Genomic DNA, 18562 nt, shown 5'->3' with positions numbered 1-18562 from the left:
ATGGAGGCGCAGGTGACGCTCGATTCCTTTTCGCAAAAAATCCTTCGCCTGTTGCAGCTCGACGCGCGCCGTTCGGTCCAGGAAATCTCGGACCAGGTCGGCCTGTCGAGCACGCCGTGCTGGCGCCGCATCAAGGACATGGAACAGTCGGGCGTGATCCAGCGCTACACGGCGCTGCTCGATCGCGAGAAGCTCGGCCTGCACGTCTGCGCGCTCGCGCACGTGCACCTGACCCGCCACAACGAAGGCGGCGTCGAGCAGTTCGAGCGCGAGATCTCGACCTGCCCGGAAGTCACCGAGTGCTACAGCACGACCGGCGAAGCCGATTACATCCTCAAGATCGTCGCGCCGGACATCAAGGCCTACGACGTGTTCCTGCACGAACGCATCTTCAAGATCCCCGCCGTGTCGCAGGTGCGCACGAGCGTCGTGCTGCGCGAGATCAAGTTCGACACGCAACTGCCGCTGTAACGCGCCGGCACGCGCGGGCGGCCTTCCATCCCGTGTGCCCGCGGCGGGTCACGCCTGCGCGGGCATCGTGCGCGTGAAGCCGATCCGGCGCGCGCCGAACTCGCGCTCCAGCGCGTCGGCGCCGAGCCGGCCGGCCAGCGCCGCGTCGGTCTCGTGCGGATCGCAGGCAAGCGTCACGTCGATCTCGAGCCCCGTACTCAGGTAATGCAGGTTGATGGCCGCCGCATGCAGCCCGCGCTGCGCGAGCGCGGCCTCGAGCCGTGCCACGATCTCGCCGCGCGGCGGCAGCGCGAGCGCCGGACGGCGCGCCGCGTCGTTCTCCGGGTCGACGTGGATCAGCGCATCGAGCACGCGCGGATCGTGCAGCACGCGCGCACGCGCGGTCTCGGCGATGTAGTGCCCTTCGGAGACGGAGATTTTCGGATCGACGAGGATGTGCGCGTCGACGAGCGCGGCATCGCCCATCTTGCGTGTGCGCAGGTCGTGCACGTCGCGCACGCCCGGCGTCGCCGCGAGCAGCGCGCGGATCTCGTCCGTATCGGTCGTATCGAGCGCGCGGTCGGAGAGGTCCTGCAACGCGTCATAGCCGAACGTCCAGCCCATGCGCGCCACCATGAAGCCGACGATCGCCGCCGCGATCGGGTCGAGCAGCCGCACGCCGGCCAGGCTGCCGACGATGCCGATCGCGACGACGAGCGACGATGCGGCATCCGAACGCGCATGCCATGCGTTCGCGACGAGCAGCGCCGAACGGACGCGCCGCGCTTCGCGCAGCATGTAGCGAAACAGCGCCTCTTTCGACACGAGCACCGTCAGCGCGACGAGCAGCGCGGAAAAATGTACCGCCGGAATGTTTTCGAGATTAACGAGGCGGTCGCCGGCCCGCCAGAGCATGCCGACGCCAACCGCAATCAGGATAGCGCCGAGAAACAGCGACGCGACGGTCTCGTAGCGGCTGTGGCCGTAATTGTGGTCGGCATCCGGCGATGCGCCGCTATGCCGATTCGCAACCAGCACGACAAAATCCGAGATCAAATCGGAAATCGAATGCACCCCGTCAGCAATCAATGCCTGCGAATGGGCAATCACGCCGACGACGATCTGAAATGTCGCAAGCACGACATTCAGCACAATACTGACGAACGTGCTCTTGCGTGCAACCGCGTGCTTATCTGCGCTCTGCGCGTCGCCGGAAAACGTGGACATGAAATATGGGATATGGGTGTACGGAAACCCGATTCTATCAAGGGCGCCCCGCGAACCCGGCCAATACCCACAAATTTCTTATTTAAATCAATCGCTTATGCGAACGGGTCGTATTTTCATTCACGCCCCATTATTACAGTTCCATGACACCGCCATGCGCGAGGCGGCCGCTGAAAACAAAAAAGCCGCGCTCCTTAACGGACACGCGGCTCTTTTGAAGAGCAGGCTATTTAAACAGACGTTTAAATCGCAAACTGTTCGCGGTTCTTGCCTGCAATCCAGCGCGGCGGCTTGCCGCGGCCCGACCACGTCGCGCCCGTTTCCGGATCGCGGTATTTCGCGGCAACGCCTGCGCGCGGACGCCCAACCTTACCTGCCTTCGCGCGGCTGAGACCGAGTTCGGCGAGCGAAAAGCCGTAGTCGGCAATTTTCTGCTTCACGTCATTCAGCACTTCAGCGTATTCACGCGACTTTGCTTCTTCGATTTGCTTCTCCAGCTTTTCCCGCTGGGCCAGCAGGTCCTTGTAAGAAGACATAGTTTCCCTTTCTATCTGACCAATGGCGCCGGTCTGCAGCCAGCTCACCATTCATGAAATATATGTGCCTCGGATTTTCGAAGGCAGAGATTAGCACAAAAAAGATTTGATAGAAGCGGGATTCATGAAAATCCCGAGATCAATTGGAATTCACACGTGTCATTTTGACCGGCCACGGCCTTTTCTCAAATTTTTACGTTCCTACACAGAGATTAGGACATTAGCGATTGGCTATTAGGTCTATCAACATACGCAATTACCCTGCATTTGAAAAATAGAAGCTTTCATCGGACGACAGTTTTACGAAAATCGGATGGCGCGCCTCGCTAAACGGGCTCAGCGCAAACCCGCCGGTATCCGCGACGTCACGTCACATCCCGCGCGCACGCCATCAGCCGCTCGCGCCATTCGCCCGCATCGGCCAACGGCGTATCAAACGGCGTACGCACGCGGCGGCCGTCATGTCGCCAGTCGGCGCCGTGGCGATCGACGCCGAGCAATTCGAGCCCGTCGCGGCGTGCAGCGCCGGCATCGTATGCGTCCCATAACGCCTGCTCCTCGTCGAACGCGAGCGGCGGCAGCGTATCGAGATGCGTGCCGTCGACCCAGCCCATGCGCCCGAACCCGCCGATATAACGCAGCCGCTCGACGTCGAGTGCCCAGAACGTGAAGTCGCCGAGCGCGAGATAGCGCGCGGCATCCGGCTCGTAACGGCAGTAGCGCGCAGTGACGTGCGGATCGTCGCCGAGCGGGACGAACCGGCCGAGCAGCGTCGCGCGCTCGGCGTTCAGCACGTCGCCGTCGGGCGCGTCGACGACGAGGAAGCCCGCGCGCGGATCGGCGGCCAGATTGCGCGTGTGCTCCGCGAGGCCGCTCACGAGGATCACGGGACGATGGCTGGCATCGGGCGCAAACGGGACGACCGTCGGATACGGGAAACCCTGCGGATCGCGCGCATGGGTGGCGAGCGTGCCGAGCGCGCAGCGGTGCAGCAGATGCACGGCGAGAGCGGGATCGATGTTCAAGAGGACTCCTGCGGTCGAAGGGTGGCGCATCGGGCACGCCACGCGCTCCGATGTTACCCGCGGGCGCGGCGCGCCGGGCATCGGTCGAACGGCCAAAGCAGTCGATGCGGCCGAACGCGGGTCACCGGGACATCGCCGGACCATCGGCCGAACGGCCAACGCCCGGCAGGATCGTAAGCGGTTCGATAGAATCGGACGGATCCGACGGGCGCCGCGCGCGTCCGTGCACTTCTTTTGATGAGCGTCACCGTGTCCGAATCCTCCTCCCCCGAATCGTCGTCCCCGTTCGCCGCGCCGCCCGACGCGCATCGCGTGCTGTCGCTACCGGCCCGCCAGCGCGCACGCGCGGCGTCGATGGCGCTGTTCTTCGTCGCCGGCATGATGTTCGCGTCGTGGGGCGTGCATGTGCCGACCGTGCGCGACAAGTTCGCGCTGAGCCCCGGGCTGCTGTCGATCGCGCTGTTCGCGGTCGCCGTCGGCTCGATCGCCGCGATGCTGACCATCGCACGCTGGATCGCGCGCGTCGGCTCGCGCACCGCGTGCCTCGCGGGCGGGCTCGTGATGTCGACCTGCGCAGCGCTGATCCTCGTGGTGCCCGACTACCCGTTGCTGCTGGCCGTGCTCGCGCTGTTCGGCTTCTCGATGGCGACGCTCGACGTGGCGATGAACGCCGAGGCTAGCGCGGTCGAAATTGCGATCGGCAGGCCGATCATGTCGTCGCTGCACGGCATGTTCAGCATCGGCGGGATGGCCGGCGCGGCCGCCGGCGGCGCGCTGCTGTCGGCCGGCATGGCGCCGGCCGTGCATCTCGCGCTCGCGGCGGCGACCAGCGCGACGGTGCTGGTGGTCGCCAGCCCGGCCGTGCTCCCGCATGTGCCGCATCACGAGCACGCGCACGGCGGCGGCAACCGCTGGCGCTCGCCGGCGTTGTGGATGCTCGGCGGCATCGCGCTCGTCGCGCTGATCGCCGAAGGCGCGATGTACGACTGGGCGACGGTGTATATGCGTGACGTCGTCGTGGCGAGCCCCGCGCTCGCCAGCGCCGCCTATGCCGCGTTCTCGGGCGGGATGGCCATCGCGCGCTTCGCGGGCGACGCCGTGCGCGCCCGCTTCGGCGCGCCGCAGCTCGTGTTCGCGAGCGCGTCGCTCGCCTGCGCGGGGATGATCGGCGCGCTGCTGCTGCCGTATTCGGCCACGGTGCTGACCGGCTTCACGCTGATGGGCCTCGGCCTCGCGAACATGATGCCGGTGCTGTTCGCGGCCGCCGCGCGCGTGAAAGGCATCCATGCGGCCGAAGGGCTCGCGCACGTGGCCGGCCTCGCGTATTTCGGCATGCTGTTCGGTCCGGTCGTGATCGGCGCCGTCGCGCAAGCCTCGAACCTGACGATCGGCCTGTCCGTCGTCGCGCTGTGCGCGGCGCTCGTCGCGGCCGTCGCGCCGAAGGTGCTCGCGCGGCTGAAGATCTGACGGGGCGCGGCACGCGCCGGCCCCAAAAGAAAGCGCGCATGCGTTGCCGCATGCGCGCTTTCACCCCTTCTGTTGACCGCTTGTATCGTTACATCTTCACTTCGTCGAGCAGCGACTTCTTGCCGCCCTTGTAGTTGTACAGCGAGATCACGCCGTGCTGCAGGTCGCCCTTCGAGTCGAAGGTCGTCGTGCCGATCACGCCCGAGTAGTTCGTCGCCGGCATCGCGGCGAGGATCTTCGCCGGATCCGCCGAGTTCGCGCGCTTCATCGCATCGACGATGATGTACACGGCGTCATACGTGAACGGTGCGTAGATCTGGATCGGCTGGCCGAAGCGCTTCTCGTACTTCGCCTTGAACGCCGCGCCGCCCGACATCTTCTCGAGCGAAGCACCGGCTTCCGAACACACCACGTTGTCGGTCGCGTCGCCGGCCAGGTCGGCCAGCTTTTCCGTGCACACGCCGTCGCCCGCGAAGATCTTCGCGCGCAGGCCGAGCTGCTTCGCCTGCTTCGCGAACGGGCCGCCGGTGGCGTCCATGCCGCCGTACATGATCGCGTCCGGATTCTCGCCCTTGATCTTGGTCAGAATCGCGCGGAAGTCGACCGCCTTGTCGTTCGTCGCGTCATGCGACACCACCTTCAGGCCGAGCGCCTTGGCCTTCTTCTCGAACTCGTTCGCGAGACCCTGGCCGTATGCGGTCGAATCGTCGACCACGGCCACGCTCTTGATGCCCTTCGAGTGCGCGTAGTTCGCGAGTGCCGGGCCCTGCTGCGCATCGGTGGCCACCACGCGGTACGTGGTCTTGAAGCCCTGCTGCGTGTAGGCCGGGTTGGTCGCCGACGGCGAGATCTGCACGATGCCCGCATCGCTGTAGATCTTCGAGGCCGGGATCGACGTGCCCGAGTTCAGGTGGCCGACCACCGCGACGACCTTGTCGTCGACGAGCTTCTGCGCAACCTGCGTGGCCTGCCGCGGGTCGGCCGCGTCATCCTGCGGGTCGAGTTGCAGCGTGATTTTCTGGCCGCCGACCGTGAGACCCTTGGCGTTGATCTCTTCGACAGCGAGACGTGCGCCGTTTTCGTTGTCCTTGCCCAGGTGTGCAATGCCGCCCGTCAAGGGCGCGACGTGGCCGATCTTGACGACTTGATCGGCCGCTGCGTTGCCCGCAGCTGCAGCGCACAGCATCGCGGCCGCGGTGATCGGCAACAGCTTTTGCATCTTGATATTCATGTAAGTCTCCAGTTTCGGTCCCAATAAACGCCATCGCCCGGTGCCCCGCTGCCATCCCTGTGTTTGCAATCACTGGACGATTCGCCGGTTGCATCGTTCATGCACTTGGCCTCAAGCACGTGAAAACCGCCGCTTTTAGCAGCCGCCCATCCGTACTTGCGCGCAAGTGTAGGTGATCAAATTAATTTGTGGGACTTTTTTGGGGTAGTGGTAACACTACCGATATGCGTCCATTGGAACGACTACTCGAATATCGCCGCGAGCCCCGCCGGATAAGGGTTTCCGCTAATTCCAGGCGACTCGCTGAAAGGTCGTTTTAAAACATTCCGGGGGCATTTCGATTCGGTATTTTGTGCCCGCGATCATTGAATGAAACGCGCGTGACAACGCGCGTTTCGTCGTCCGATATGAACGATTCAGGCAGCCGCCGCGCGCCATTCGGCCTCGAGCGCGGCGACGAGCTGCGACGTCGTCAGCGCATCGCCGCGCCGCCGTGCGAGCGGCGCGCCCTGCCCGGCCCAGAGCGACAGGTAGTCGCCGTCGTTCGCGCGCGCGGCGGCCTGGCGCAGCGGCTGGGTCAGCGCGTTCTGCACCGGGTACGGCGCGGCGTCGGCCACGCGTTCGCCGAGCCGGGCCATCAGCGTGTTGCGCAGCCCGCGCGCGTGGCGGCCGGTGATGGCGCGCGTGACCTGCGTCGACGTGTCGGCGCTCGCGAGCAGGCGCGCCTTCCAGTCCGCCGCGATCGCGCTTTCCGTGCAGGTGAGGAACGCGGTGCCGAGTTGTGCGCCCTGCGCGCCGAGCGCAAGCGCGGCCGCGATCCCGCGACCGTCCATGATGCCGCCCGCGGCGAGCACCGGCAGGCCGGTCGCGTCGACCAGTTGCGGCACGAGCGCGAGCGTGCCGATCAGCGCATCGTCGGCGGCACCGATGAACGTGCCGCGATGGCCGCCCGCCTCGGCGCCCTGCGCGGACAGCGCGTCGGCACCGGCCGCCTGCCACGCGAGCCCTTCGGCCACGTGCGTCGCCGTGCCGATCACGTAGGTGCCGGCGGCCTTCAGGCGCGCGACGTCGGCTGCATCGAGCACGCCGAACGTGAAGCTCGCAACGGGCACGCGCAACGCCACGAGTGCGTCGAGCTGCGCGCGGAAGTCGGGCGCGTAGCGCGCGGGCGCGGTGCCCGGCGGCAACCCGAGCGCTGCATGCAGCGGGTCGATCGCGGCCAGCGCGCGGGCGACGGTCGCCGCGTCGGGCGCGGCATCGGGCAGCACGAACAGGTTGACCGCGAACGGGCGATCGGTCGCCGCGCGGATGGCGTCGACTTCGGTCGCGAGGCGCTCGGGCGCGAACGCGGCGGCGCCGAGACTGCCGAGCGCGCCGGCATTCGACGCGGCGGCGACCATCGCGGTCGTGGTCGCGCCGACCATCGGCGCCTGCACGAGCGGCAGGCGCAGGCCGAAGCGTTCGGAAAAGGGCGTGGCAAACAGACGGGCGGACATGGCGAATCCTTCGATGACGGTACGCGAAAGCGCTTTGTAAAGGCCGGTACATCGACTCTATCGAAGCGGCGCAGCGCCGAAAAATGAATAATCGAGATCGAAACGATCGCTGCGCGAGAAGCGGGCGCGTGCGCTGCACCGTCACACGATCGGTGGCACACTAAGCCGCCCTCTTCCACCCCGGGGCGCGCATCGCGCACCCCGTTCGCCAGGAGTTCAGAACGTGACTGCCCAATGGATCGACATTCCCGCCGGTAACGACACTTTCGGCGGCTATCTCGCGCTGCCCAAGCGCGGCACGGGCCCTGCCGTCATCATCATCCAGGAGATCTTCGGCGTGAACGCGCACATCCGTGCGGTCGCCGACCAGTACGCGTCCGACGGCTTCGTCGCGCTCGCGCCGGACGTGTTCTGGCGCACGCAGCCGCGCGTCGAGCTGACCTACGAAGGCGCGGATCGCGACAAGGGTATCGAGCTGATGAAAAAGACCGACGTGGGTCTCGCGGTCGCGGACATCGGCGCGGCAGCCGACGCGTTGCGCGCGCGCCCCGAAGTGGCCGGCAAGGTTGCCGCGATCGGCTACTGCTTCGGCGGCCAGCTCGCGTACCGCGCGGCCGCGACCGGCAAGATCGACGCGGCCGTGGCCTACTACGGCGGCGGCATCCAGAACGCGCTCGATCTGGCCGGCCAGATCAAGCAGCCGATCCTGTTCCACTACGCGGGACACGACCACGCGATCCCGCCCGAGGCCGTCGACCAGGTGAAGGCCGCCTTCGCCGGCCACGGCCACGCGTCGTTCCACGACTATCCGGGCGCCGAGCACGGCTTCAACTGCACGGATCGCGCGTCGTACAACCAGCGCGCGTCGGCGCTCGCGCACGGCCGCACGCTGACTTTCCTCGCCGAGCACCTCTAAAAACGGCCGGCCGCGGGCCCCGCGCACCGGGCCCGCGTTATGCTGCTGTCATCGCCACGAGCCACCACGGGGATGACAGCGATGCACTCGGACTATCTCGCGCATGACGCGATCGGCCTCGCCACACTGGTACGCGAACGCAAGGCGAGCCCGCGCGAACTGCTCGACGCCGCGATCGGCCAGGCCGAAGCGGTCAACGGCGCGATCAACGCGATCGTGCTGCAGGACTACGAAGCCGCACGCCAGCGCGCGGCCGCCCCACCCGACGGCGGCGCCGACGCGCCGTTCGCCGGCGTTCCCTATCTCGTGAAGGATCTCGGCGCGGCGGTCGCCGGGCTGCCGCTGTCGATGGGCAGCCGGCACTACCGGTATTTCGTGCCCGCCGACGATTCGCCGGTGATCGCGCGCAGCCGCGCGGCCGGTCTCAACGTGTTCGGCAAGACCAACACGTCGGAGATCGGCCAGATGCCGTACACGGAACCCGAACTGTTCGGCGCGTGCCGCAACCCGTGGAATCTCGATCACACGCCCGGCGGCTCGAGCGGCGGTGCGGCGGCGGCCGTCGCGGCCGGCATCGTGCCGCTCGCGCATGCGTCCGACGGCGGCGGCTCGATCCGCATTCCGGCGTCGTGCTGCGGGCTGTTCGGCCTGAAGCCGAGCCGCAACCCGGTACTCGTCGACCTGCCGTCGAACGGCGAGCTGGTCGTCCAGCATGCGGTCACGCGCAGCGTGCGCGACAGCGCGCTGCTGCTCGACGTGACGACCGGCCAGACCTTGCCGGCGGGCGCGCCCGGCACGTTCCTCGGCGAACTCGACACGCCGCCCGGCCCGCTGCGGATCGGCCTCGTGCTCGACCCGATGCTCGCGCCGGCACTGGCCGACGACACGCGCGCGGCGCTCGACGACGCGGCCGCGCTGCTCGAATCGCTCGGCCACCATGTCGAGCCGGCGACGCTGCAGGTCAACTACGCGCGCGCGGCCGAAACCTTCCTCACGCTATGGGCGACGATCGCCGAGGAGATGGTGCTCGGCGCGCGTGCACTGACCGGCCGCACGCCGAAGCGCGGCGAATTCGAGGCCGCGACGTGGGCGATGGCCGTGGTCGGCCGGCGCCTCGCGCGCACGCGCCTGCCGGACGTGCTCGAATGGCAGCGCCAGCTCACCGTGCAGGTGGCCGGCCTCGTGTCGCGCTACGACGCGATCCTGTGCGCATCGCTCGCGGGCCCGCCGGTGAAGATCGGCGAATTGCAGCCGACACCGTTCGAAGCCGCGCAGATGAAGGTGCTCGCCGCGCTGCCGGTGAAGCCGCTGCTGAAGGAGATGCTCGCGAAGTCGTCGGAAAAGGCGTTCACGTGGGCCGGCTGCACCGAACTGTTCAACCTGACCGGCCAGCCGGCGATGTCGGTGCCGCTCTACTGGAACGCGCGCGGGCTGCCGATCGGCGTGCAGTTCGCCGCGCGTCACGCCGACGACGGGCTGCTGCTCCGGCTCGCCCGGCAGCTCGAACAGGCGCGGCCGTGGTTCGAGCGTCGACCGCCGCTGATGCAGGCGCAGCGCTGACGCACACGGTCGCGCGCCGCCGTCATCGAAAAAAAGCCCCACCGATACAACCGGCGGGGCCTTTTACGCATGCAATCGCGTGAGCGCGCTTACATGACGAGCCGTTCACAGATCGCCCGCGTGGCGGCCGCCGTGTTCAGCGTATAGAAATGCAGCCCGGGCACGCCCGCGTCGACCAGACGCTGGCACAGGCTCGTGACGACGTCCGCGCCGAACGCGCGGATCGACTCGCGATCGTCGCCGAAGCTCTCGAGCCGGCGCGCGACCCAGCGCGGCACTTCCGCGCCGCACATCTCGGAGAAGCGCATCAGCTGCGAGAAGTTGGTGATCGGCATGATGCCCGGCACGATCGGCACCTCCACGCCCAGCTTGCGCGCATCGTCGACGAAGCGGAAATACGCGTCGGCGTTGAAGAAGTACTGCGTGATCGCGGAATTCGCGCCGGCTTTCACCTTGCGCGCGAAATTCTCGAGATCGGCCTTCGGCGAGCGCGATTGCGGGTGGTACTCCGGATAGCCGGCCACCTCGATGTGGAACCAGTCGCCGTGCTCGGCACGGATGAAGCTGACGAGTTCCGACGCATACCGCAGTTCGCCGACTTCGCCCATCCCCGACGGCAGGTCGCCACGCAGCGCGACGATGTGGCGGATGCCGTACGAGCGGTACTGGTCGAGGATCGCGCGCAGGCTGTCGCGCGACGAGCCGATGCACGACAGGTGCGGCGCGGCCTCGAGGCCGTCCTTCTGCATGTCGAGCACCGTATCGAGCGTGCCCTGCTGCGTCGAACCGCCGGCGCCGAACGTGCAGGACACGAATTTCGGCTTCAGCGGCAGCAGTTGCGCACGCGTGGCGCGCAGCTTCTCGACGCCTTCCGCCGTCTTCGGCGGGAAGAATTCAAACGAGAGTTCGATCGGTTTCATGATTCGAAAAGGTCAGCCGATGTCGCGCTGCCCGAAGATCAGCGCGGACAGCAGCCACGACACGATGCTGTACAGGATCGAACCGAAGAACGCGGACCAGAAGCCCGACACCTCGAAGCCCTTCAGCAGCGACGACGCGAACCAGAAGCACAACGCGTTCACGACGAGGATGAACACCCCGAGCGTGACGATCGTGACGGGCAGCGTCAGCAGGATCAGCACCGGACGGATCACCGTGTTGATCAGGCCGAGCACGACCGCGATGATCAGCGCCGTGCCGAAGCTCTTGATGTGAATCGACGGCACGAGGTAGGTGATGATCAGCAGCGCGAGCGCGTTGATGACCCAGGTGAGGATGACGCTCATGGAGTGCTCCGGTTCGGTTGTCGATCGGTACGATCAGTGGCCGCCGCCGGCCGCCGCGGGTGCCCGAAGGCGCGCCGCCGCAGCCGGCGATCCCGCGCCGTGCCGCCGTACCGGGTGCGCGCGGGTGACGCGCGCCCGGCACCGCGGCAGCGGCGCATCGGATCAGTAGCGGTAGTGGTTCGGCTTGAACGGGCCGTCCTTCTGCACGCCGATGTACGAAGCCTGCTCGTCCGACAGCACGGACAGGTTCGCGCCGATGCGCGCCAGGTGCAGGCGCGCAACCTTTTCATCGAGGTGCTTGGGCAGCACGTACACCTTGTTCTCGTACTCGTTGCCGCGCACGAACAGCTCGATCTGCGCGAGCGTCTGGTTCGCGAACGAGTTCGACATCACGAACGACGGGTGGCCGGTCGCGCAGCCGAGGTTCACGAGGCGGCCTTCCGCCAGCAGGATCACGCGCTTGCCGTCCGGGAAGATGATGTGGTCGACCTGCGGCTTGATGTTTTCCCACTGGTACTGGCGGGTCGACGCGACGTCGATTTCCGAGTCGAAGTGGCCGATGTTGCAGACGATCGCGTTGTGGCGCATCGCCTTCATGTGATCGTGGTTGATCACGTGGTAGTTGCCGGTGGCCGTCACGAAGATGTCGGCCTTGTCGGCCGCGTATTCCATCGTCACGACGCGGTAGCCTTCCATCGCCGCCTGCAGTGCGCAGATCGGGTCGATTTCGGTGACCCACACGGTCGCGCCCAGGCCGCGCAGTGATTGCGCGCAGCCCTTGCCCACGTCGCCGTAGCCCGCGACGACCGCGACCTTGCCCGCGATCATCACGTCGGTCGCGCGCTTGATGCCGTCGACCAGCGATTCACGGCAGCCGTACAGGTTGTCGAACTTCGACTTCGTGACCGAATCGTTCACGTTGAACGCCGGGAACGGCAGGCGGCCGTCCTTTTCCATCTGGTACAGGCGGTGCACGCCGGTCGTGGTTTCTTCGGTCACGCCCTTGATGTGCGCGAGGCGCGTCGAGTACCAGGTCGGGTCCGCGTCGAGGTGCTTCGCGATCGACTTGTACAGCGCGACTTCTTCCTCGTTGGTCGGCTTCGCGATCACCGAACGGTCCTTCTCGGCCTTCGCGCCGAGGATCAGCAGCAGCGTTGCGTCGCCGCCGTCGTCCAGGATCATGTTCGCGAATTCGCCGTTCGGCCACTCGAAGATGCGGTGCGAGAACTCCCAGTATTCGTCGAGCGATTCGCCCTTGAACGCGAACACCGGCGTGCCGGCTTCGACGATCGCGGCAGCGGCGTGATCCTGCGTCGAGAAGATGTTGCACGAGGCCCAGCGGACGTCCGCGCCGAGCGCCTTCAGCGTCTCGATCAGCACGCCTGTCTGGATCGTCATGTGCAGCGAACCGGCAATGCGCGCGCCCTTCAGCGGCTGCTGCGCCTTGTATTCGTCACGGATCTGCACGAGGCCCGGCATTTCGGTCTCGGCGATGTTCAGTTCCTTGCGGCCCCAGCCGGCCAGCGCCATGTCGGCGACGACGTAATCGTTGGAAGCTTTGGAATCGATAATGGCGTTCATCACGCCCTCCTTTCTAAAAAGTTTCTAGATTGGTGACGTGAGCGCCGTTCAGGAAGCGGGGCCGACGCGGTTGTGCCGCACGGCTGCTTGGTGAAGCCTTCCGAGCCTGGCGGACGCAGGGTGGTCCGTCGCAACGCTCCTCGGAAAGCGGAGAGGATTGTAGCAAATCGGCGCGCAGAATGCGCAAGCGCGCACACACATGGCGCGCATCGGCACGCGCGCGCGGCGTCGGCGCGCGCGGCCGTCCGTAAAGGGTCAGGACTCCGCGCCGACCCACGCCTGTTCGCGCAGCCGTGCGCGCAGGCGCGCGACGGCCTGGCTGTGCAGCTGGCACACGCGCGATTCGCTCACTTCGAGCACCGCGCCGATCTCGCGCAGATTCAGACCCCGTTCGTAGTACAGCGACATCAGCAGCTTCTCGCGCTCCGGCAGCCGCTCGATCGCCTCGACGAGCGCTTCGCGCAGGTGCTCGTCGAGCAGCGCCGACAGCGGATCGGCGTGATCGACGCGATAGCGGTCGAGGAACGGCTCGTCGTCGGCCGCGCGGTCGAAATCCTCGTAGTAGATCAGCTGGCTGCCGTGCAGGTCCTGCAGCATCCCCTGGTATTCGTCGAGCGGCATGTTCAGGTGCTGCGCGATCTCGGTCTCGCTCGCCGAGCGGCCGAGATGCTGCTCGACCTGGTGCACCGCGTGCTCGACCTCGCGCGACGTCTTGCGCAGGCTGCGCGGCAGCCAGTCGTTGCTGCGCAGCTCGTCGAGCATCGCGCCGCGGATACGCTGCGTCGCGTAGGTCTCGAACTGCGCGCCCTGGTCTTCCTTGTAGCGGCCGGCCGCGTCCATCAGGCCGATCATGCCGGCCTGGATCAGGTCGTCGAGGTCGACGCTCGCCGGCATCTTCGCGACGAGCTGCAGCCCGAGGCGTCGCACGAGCGGCGCATATTGCGCGAGCACGTCGGCCTGGGACATCTTTCCTTGAGCGTTGTACATCATGGCTCTCTCCTTGCGGTGGCGCTCACGCGGCGTGTGCCGCGCCCGCCTCATACGACGGCTTGCCGCCCGCGTGCACGGCGCGGCCGGCCCCCGAATGCGGGCGCATCGGCCAGTACAGCAGGTCGGCGGCAATCTGCCGGTAGTCACGCGCGGCGGCCGACGACGGGAACGCGTCGACCGCGGCACGCGTCAGCTCGCGCGCATGCTCGACGAGCGGATCGGCGCTCACGCAGCCCGCGTCGGCGATCGACACCGTCAGGTAGCGGCTCGCGACGCCCGCGAGGTTGTCGAACGCGACCTTCGCGTCCGCGTGGCTGCCGACGTGATTGGTCAGCACGCGGAACTGCGCGAACGCGTGCGCGAAATGCAGCCGCTTCATGTACGCATACGCCTCGGTGATCGCCTGCGCGGCGACCCGCGTGACGACCAGCACGTCGTGCGCTTCGCGGGCGAGCGCCGAGAACGAGCCGTCGGCGCCGAGCTGCGCGTCGACGAGAACGATGTCGGCCGGCCCGTCGATGAAATCGCTCAGCTGCGCGTCGGTGTAGCCGGTGCGCGCGAGCCGCGCCGCGGCGCACAGGCCGAAGCCGGCCGCGACCCGCGTGCGCTCGCCGTCGCGCAGCCACGCGCCCGCCAGCGTCGCGCTGGCCGAATGCACGTCGGTACGCTCGTCGACGACGAGCACATCCTTGCCGAGCGACGCGAGCGCCGCCGCCAGGTTCACGACGGTGGACGTGCAGCCGACCCCCGCCGGGCCGCCCGCCACCGCGACGATGCGTGACGCGCGCCCGGCCAGCAGGCGCCGCAGCCCTTCGGCCTGGTCGATGATTCGTTTATCCAAATCGCACCTCGTGAAGCTCGGCGGTGGAACGTGCGGTCAGTGCGGAAAGCAGCGTCGGCATGTCCTCGTCTTGCGGCACGAAGGGGGAGCCGTCACGCGGTACACAGAACGCGCTCTTCAGCAGGAATTTGGTCGACGCGACGTACAGGTTCTCCGGCACCTTCTGGCCGGTCGACACGTAATGGATCGGCAGCTTGTAGCGGATCACCGTGTCGAGCACGCCGCCGAGGTGGGTCGCCTCGTCGAGCTTCGTGAGGATGCAGCCGGCCAGGTCCGGATGCTCGCCCGCGCTGCGGTACGCTTGCACGACTTCGTTGAGCGTGTCGCCGTGGCTGGTCGCGTTGAGCAGCAGCAGGCGCTGCACCGGCGCGTTCGCCCCGTGCAGCATCGCGATCTGGTCGGACACCGCGCGATCGCGCTGGCTCATGCCGATCGTGTCGATCAGCACAATGTGCTTGTTGCGCAGCTCGGACAGCGCGAGCGCGAGGTCGCCCGCATCCTTCACCGCGTGCACCGGCACGCCGAGGATCTTGCCGAAGATGCGCAGTTGCTCGTGGCCGCCGATCCGGTAGCTGTCGGTGGTCAGCAGCGCGACCTTGCTCGCGCCGAAGCGCATCACGCAGCGTGCGGCCAGCTTCGCGGTGGTGGTCGTCTTGCCGACGCCCGTCGGCCCCATCAGCGCGAACACGCCGCCGCGCTCCATCAAAGCATCTTCGCTGTCGAGCACCGGCAGGTTCGACGCGAGCACCGACTGCGCCCATTCGGCGGCCTGTTCGAAGGTCTGCGCGCCGTCGCCGGCCGGCATGTTGTCGACCAGCATCCGCACGAGCTGCGCGGAGAAGCCGGCCGCGAACAGGTGCTTCGTCAGCGCGCCATGCACGGCGCTGCGACGCTGGCGGTCGTGCCACATCAGGCTGTCGAACTGCTCTGCCATCATCCCGCGCAGTTCGCCGAGCTCCTGCATCACCGTATCGTTGACGATCCGCTCGATGCGCGACTTCACGGCGTCGGCCACCGCGGCGGCCGCGTCGGCGGACAGGCGCGTGCGCTCGGCCGCCTTCGCGGCGTACGCGGCGCTGGTGTTCGTGTCGGGCGCGCGGGTGGCGGCGGCCGGCATCCGGCGTTCGGCGTCGCGCACGATGTCGCGTGCCCAGTTGGGTGGCGTCGCGCTCGCGGCGGCCTGCGGGGCAGGCGCACTTGCTTGCGCCGCGGCGGGCGTCGCCTGCGCACGCGCCATCAGCGCGTCGCGCTGCTGCGTCAGGCGCTTCGCGTGCTCGACGAGCCACGGCGCGGGTTCGGAGGCGGCGGCCGGTGCGGCGGCGGCTGGAGCGGGGGCGGCGGAAGACGGCGCTGCCGCAGCCGGCGCTTCGTCATCGAGCGCCGGAGGTTGCGCCGTCGCCTCGTCCGCGTCGGCGCTTGCACCGAACACCGACGAGAACACGTCCGGCAGCCCGCCTTCGCCTGCCGCATACGGATTGACCGTCGGGCGGCCCAGCGGCGCGCCCGGGCGCGACACGATGCCCGGCACGGCGGCGGCCGGCACCGATTCCGGCGTGCGCGACGCGGCGATGCGCGGGCGCGCCGCGGCCGGCGGGGCCACGGCGGCCAGGTCCGAATCTGCCAGGGCGACGATTTCCACGCTGCCGTCATCGAGCGTACGGTTCGACAGCACGACCGCGTCGGCGCCGAGCGCCTCGCGCACCAGACGAAGTGCGTCGCGGCTCGTTGCGCCGGTGAATTTGCGAATGTTCAAGCGGAACCCCCGATGACGTTAACGACTTTGATCGTGCGTGTGTCCGGCACTTCGGCATACGACAGCACTTTCAATTGCGGCAGGCTGCGGCGCAGGAAACGCGCGAGCATCGCGCGCAGCGCGTGCTGCACCAGCAGCACGGGCGGCAGCCCGAGATTCTGTTGACGCAGCATCGCCTGTTGCGTGCCGGTCAGAAGGTTGTGCGCGAGGCCGGGTTCGAGGCCCGGGTTCGCGCCGGTGGCGAGCGCCTGCGACAGCACGCGCTCGAGATTCGAGTCGAGGCCCATCACCTGCATTTCGCCGGTGCCCGGATACCACTGCTGCGTGATCGCGCGGCCGAGCGACAGCCGCACCGCGGCCGTGATCTCGAACGCGTCGCCGCGGCCCGCGTGTTCGGACACGGCCTCGAGAATCGTGCGCATGTCGCGGATCGGCACGCCTTCCTCGAGCAGGTTCTGCAGCACCTTCTGCAGCGTCGTCAGCGAGATCGTCTTCGGCACGAGGTCCTCGACGAGCGACGGCGCATCCTTGCCGGTGCGCTCGATGAGCGACTGCACTTCCTGGCGGCCGAGCAGCTCGGCCGCGTGCTGGACGACCAGGTGGTTCAGGTGCGTCGCGACGACCGTGCTCGCGTCGACCACCGTGTAGCCGTACACCTGCGCCTGTTCGCGCATCGCGACGTCGATCCACACCGCCGGCAGCCCGAACGCGGGATCCTGCGTGACGGCGCCCGGCAGCGCGGCCGTCACCTGGCCGGGGTTGATCGCGAGCCACTGGCCCGGGAACACTTCGCCCACGCCGATCTCGACGCCCTTCAGCGCGATCCGGTACGCGTTCGGCCGCAGCTCGAGGTTGTCGCGGATATGGATCACCGGCGGCAGGAAGCCGATTTCCTGCGCGAATTTCTTGCGGATGCTCTTGATGCGCTTGAGCAGTTCGCCGTCGCTGTTCTTGTCGACGAGCGGGATCAGGCGGTAACCGACTTCGAGGCCGAGCGGGTCGATCAGCTGCACGTCGTCCCAGGTCGCCTCGTGGCTGTCCGCCGGCAGCACCGCGGGCGGCGCGATGTCGGTCAGGTCGCCGGCCGCCTTGCGGGCCGCCGCGCGCTTGGTCTGCGTGCGGGCCAGCCAGATCGCGCCGCCGCCGAGTGCGAGGAACGCGAAGTGCGGCATGCCCGGGATCAGCCCCATCAGCACGATGATCGCGCCGGTGATGTTCAGCACGCGCGGGTTCGTGAACAGCTGGCCGGTGATCTGCGTGCCGATGTCCTCGTCGGTCGCGACGCGCGACACGATCACGCCGGCCGCGGTCGAGATCACCAGCGACGGGATCTGCGCGACGAGGCCGTCGCCGATCGTCAGCAGCGTGTAGTTCGTGCCGGCCGCGGCGAAACTCATGTCGTGCTGGACCATCCCGACGATCAGTCCGCCGATCACGTTGATCGCCATGATGATCAGGCCGGCGATCGCGTCGCCGCGCACGAACTTCGACGCGCCGTCCATCGACCCGTAGAACTCGGCCTCCTGCGACACGGCCAGGCGGCGCTTGCGCGCCTGCTCTTCGTTGATGAGGCCCGCGTTCAGGTCGGCGTCGATCGCCATCTGCTTGCCGGGCATCGCGTCGAGCGTGAAGCGCGCGGACACTTCGGCGATCCGCCCCGCGCCCTTCGTGATCACCATGAAGTTGATGATCATCAGGATCACGAACACGACGATGCCGACCGCGAAGTTGCCGCCGACCAGGAAGTGGCCGAACGCCTCGATCACCTGGCCGGCCGCGTCCGGGCCCGTGTGGCCTTCGAGCAGCACGACGCGCGTCGACGCGACGTTCAGCGACAGGCGCAGGAGCGTGGAGAACAGCAGCACGCTCGGGAACGCCGCGAAGTCGAGCGGCTTCATCGTGTACATGCTGACGAGCAGCACCATCACGGACAGCGCGATGTTGAACGTGAACAGCAGATCCAGCAGCATCGGCGGCAGCGGCAGGATCATCATCCCCAAAATCATGCAGATGAGGATCGGGCCCGCGAGCGCGCGCAGGTTGGTACCCGCGAGCATGTTCGGGCGCTTTGCGAACAGGCCGGTCGGGGTGCTCATGCTGCCTCCTGCCGGGCCGCCCCAAGGGGCGTAGCGGGGAATTCGCGGAGCATTGCTCCGCGCCCGCGCAGCCGGTCGGCTTTGCAAAGCCGACCGTGGACGGCAGC

At 67.7% G+C, this 18562-nt stretch carries 16 protein-coding genes and 1 riboswitch; of the genes, 4 read left to right on the top strand and 12 right to left on the bottom strand.

The features are described from left to right. On the top strand, positions 1 to 471 hold the full coding sequence (locus CFB41_RS01115) for an Lrp/AsnC family transcriptional regulator (protein WP_011882933.1): 471 nt from the start codon (positions 1 to 3) through the stop codon (positions 469 to 471). A 48-nt stretch (positions 472 to 519) separates the two neighbouring features. Here the strand turns inward: CFB41_RS01115 and CFB41_RS01110 are convergent, their stop codons facing one another. From CFB41_RS01110 to CFB41_RS01100, 3 genes are all read right to left on the bottom strand, one after another. Next, on the bottom strand, positions 520 to 1677 hold the full coding sequence (locus CFB41_RS01110) for a cation diffusion facilitator family transporter (RefSeq protein WP_089455406.1): 1158 nt from the start codon (positions 1675 to 1677) through the stop codon (positions 520 to 522). A gap of 242 nt (positions 1678 to 1919) precedes the next feature. Then, complete coding sequence (locus CFB41_RS01105; protein WP_006491875.1) at positions 1920 to 2213, bottom strand: H-NS family nucleoid-associated regulatory protein; 294 nt, start codon at positions 2211 to 2213, stop codon at positions 1920 to 1922. A gap of 365 nt (positions 2214 to 2578) precedes the next feature. Then, positions 2579 to 3238 carry a HugZ family protein gene (locus CFB41_RS01100; protein WP_089455405.1) on the bottom strand — a complete coding sequence of 220 codons (660 nt, stop codon included), beginning with the start codon at positions 3236 to 3238 and terminating at the stop codon, positions 2579 to 2581. A 249-nt stretch (positions 3239 to 3487) separates the two neighbouring features. Here CFB41_RS01100 and CFB41_RS01095 point away from each other — a divergent pair, with 249 nt between their 5' ends. Further along, complete coding sequence (locus tag CFB41_RS01095) at positions 3488 to 4705, top strand: MFS transporter (protein ID WP_179249939.1); 1218 nt, start codon at positions 3488 to 3490, stop codon at positions 4703 to 4705. 88 nt (positions 4706 to 4793) lie between these two features. On the opposite strand, the gene CFB41_RS01090 is transcribed toward CFB41_RS01095, so the two are convergent. Together CFB41_RS01090 and CFB41_RS01085 are read right to left on the bottom strand one after the other, a co-directional pair. Next, positions 4794 to 5936, bottom strand: coding sequence for a branched-chain amino acid ABC transporter substrate-binding protein (locus CFB41_RS01090; protein ID WP_039346789.1), 1143 nt, complete (start codon positions 5934 to 5936; stop codon positions 4794 to 4796). A 416-nt stretch (positions 5937 to 6352) separates the two neighbouring features. Next, on the bottom strand, positions 6353 to 7432 hold the full coding sequence (locus CFB41_RS01085; RefSeq protein WP_089455403.1) for a nitronate monooxygenase family protein: 1080 nt from the start codon (positions 7430 to 7432) through the stop codon (positions 6353 to 6355). Between the two features lie 223 nt (positions 7433 to 7655). Between CFB41_RS01085 and CFB41_RS01080 the strand changes: the two genes are divergently transcribed. Next, on the top strand, positions 7656 to 8348 hold the full coding sequence (locus tag CFB41_RS01080; RefSeq protein ID WP_089455402.1) for a dienelactone hydrolase family protein: 693 nt from the start codon (positions 7656 to 7658) through the stop codon (positions 8346 to 8348). Between the two features lie 81 nt (positions 8349 to 8429). After that, on the top strand, positions 8430 to 9908 hold the full coding sequence (locus CFB41_RS01075; RefSeq protein WP_089455401.1) for an amidase: 1479 nt from the start codon (positions 8430 to 8432) through the stop codon (positions 9906 to 9908). 89 nt (positions 9909 to 9997) lie between these two features. Here the strand turns inward: CFB41_RS01075 and metF are convergent, their stop codons facing one another. From metF to flhA, 7 genes are all read right to left on the bottom strand, one after another. Continuing rightward, the gene (gene metF / locus CFB41_RS01070; RefSeq protein WP_089455400.1) at positions 9998 to 10828 is read right to left on the bottom strand and encodes a methylenetetrahydrofolate reductase [NAD(P)H]; all 831 of its coding nucleotides are present in this window, start codon (positions 10826 to 10828) and stop codon (positions 9998 to 10000) included. 12 nt (positions 10829 to 10840) lie between these two features. Beyond that, positions 10841 to 11194 (bottom strand): phage holin family protein, encoded by a 354-nt coding sequence (locus CFB41_RS01065; protein WP_006477367.1) that lies wholly within the window; start codon positions 11192 to 11194, stop codon positions 10841 to 10843. A 162-nt stretch (positions 11195 to 11356) separates the two neighbouring features. Beyond that, positions 11357 to 12775, bottom strand: a complete 1419-nt coding sequence (ahcY, locus tag CFB41_RS01060) for an adenosylhomocysteinase (RefSeq protein WP_089438988.1) — start codon at positions 12773 to 12775, stop codon at positions 11357 to 11359. A 32-nt stretch (positions 12776 to 12807) separates the two neighbouring features. After that, positions 12808 to 12923, bottom strand: a riboswitch (S-adenosyl-L-homocysteine riboswitch). Between the two features lie 107 nt (positions 12924 to 13030). Next, positions 13031 to 13765, bottom strand: coding sequence for an RNA polymerase sigma factor FliA (locus CFB41_RS01055; protein ID WP_006484033.1), 735 nt, complete (start codon positions 13763 to 13765; stop codon positions 13031 to 13033). Positions 13766 to 13787: 22 nt separating this feature from the next. After that, positions 13788 to 14606, bottom strand: a complete 819-nt coding sequence (locus CFB41_RS01050) for a flagellar biosynthesis protein FlhG (RefSeq protein WP_089438987.1) — start codon at positions 14604 to 14606, stop codon at positions 13788 to 13790. Then, the gene (gene flhF / locus CFB41_RS01045; protein ID WP_089455399.1) at positions 14599 to 16359 is read right to left on the bottom strand and encodes a flagellar biosynthesis protein FlhF; all 1761 of its coding nucleotides are present in this window, start codon (positions 16357 to 16359) and stop codon (positions 14599 to 14601) included. Before flhF ends, CFB41_RS01050 begins: the two co-directional genes overlap by 8 nt. Then, entirely contained in the window at positions 16356 to 18455 is a 2100-nt protein-coding gene (gene flhA / locus CFB41_RS01040) for a flagellar biosynthesis protein FlhA (RefSeq protein WP_089438985.1), read from the bottom strand. Before flhA ends, flhF begins: the two co-directional genes overlap by 4 nt. Positions 18456 to 18562: the final 107 nt, after the last annotated feature.

Source organism: Burkholderia sp. AU33803, assembly GCF_002223095.1.
In the GTDB taxonomy this organism is placed as follows: Bacteria; Pseudomonadota; Gammaproteobacteria; order Burkholderiales; family Burkholderiaceae; genus Burkholderia.
Note: the sequence above shows the minus strand (reverse complement) of the source record. Positions and strands in the feature narration are given on the sequence as shown.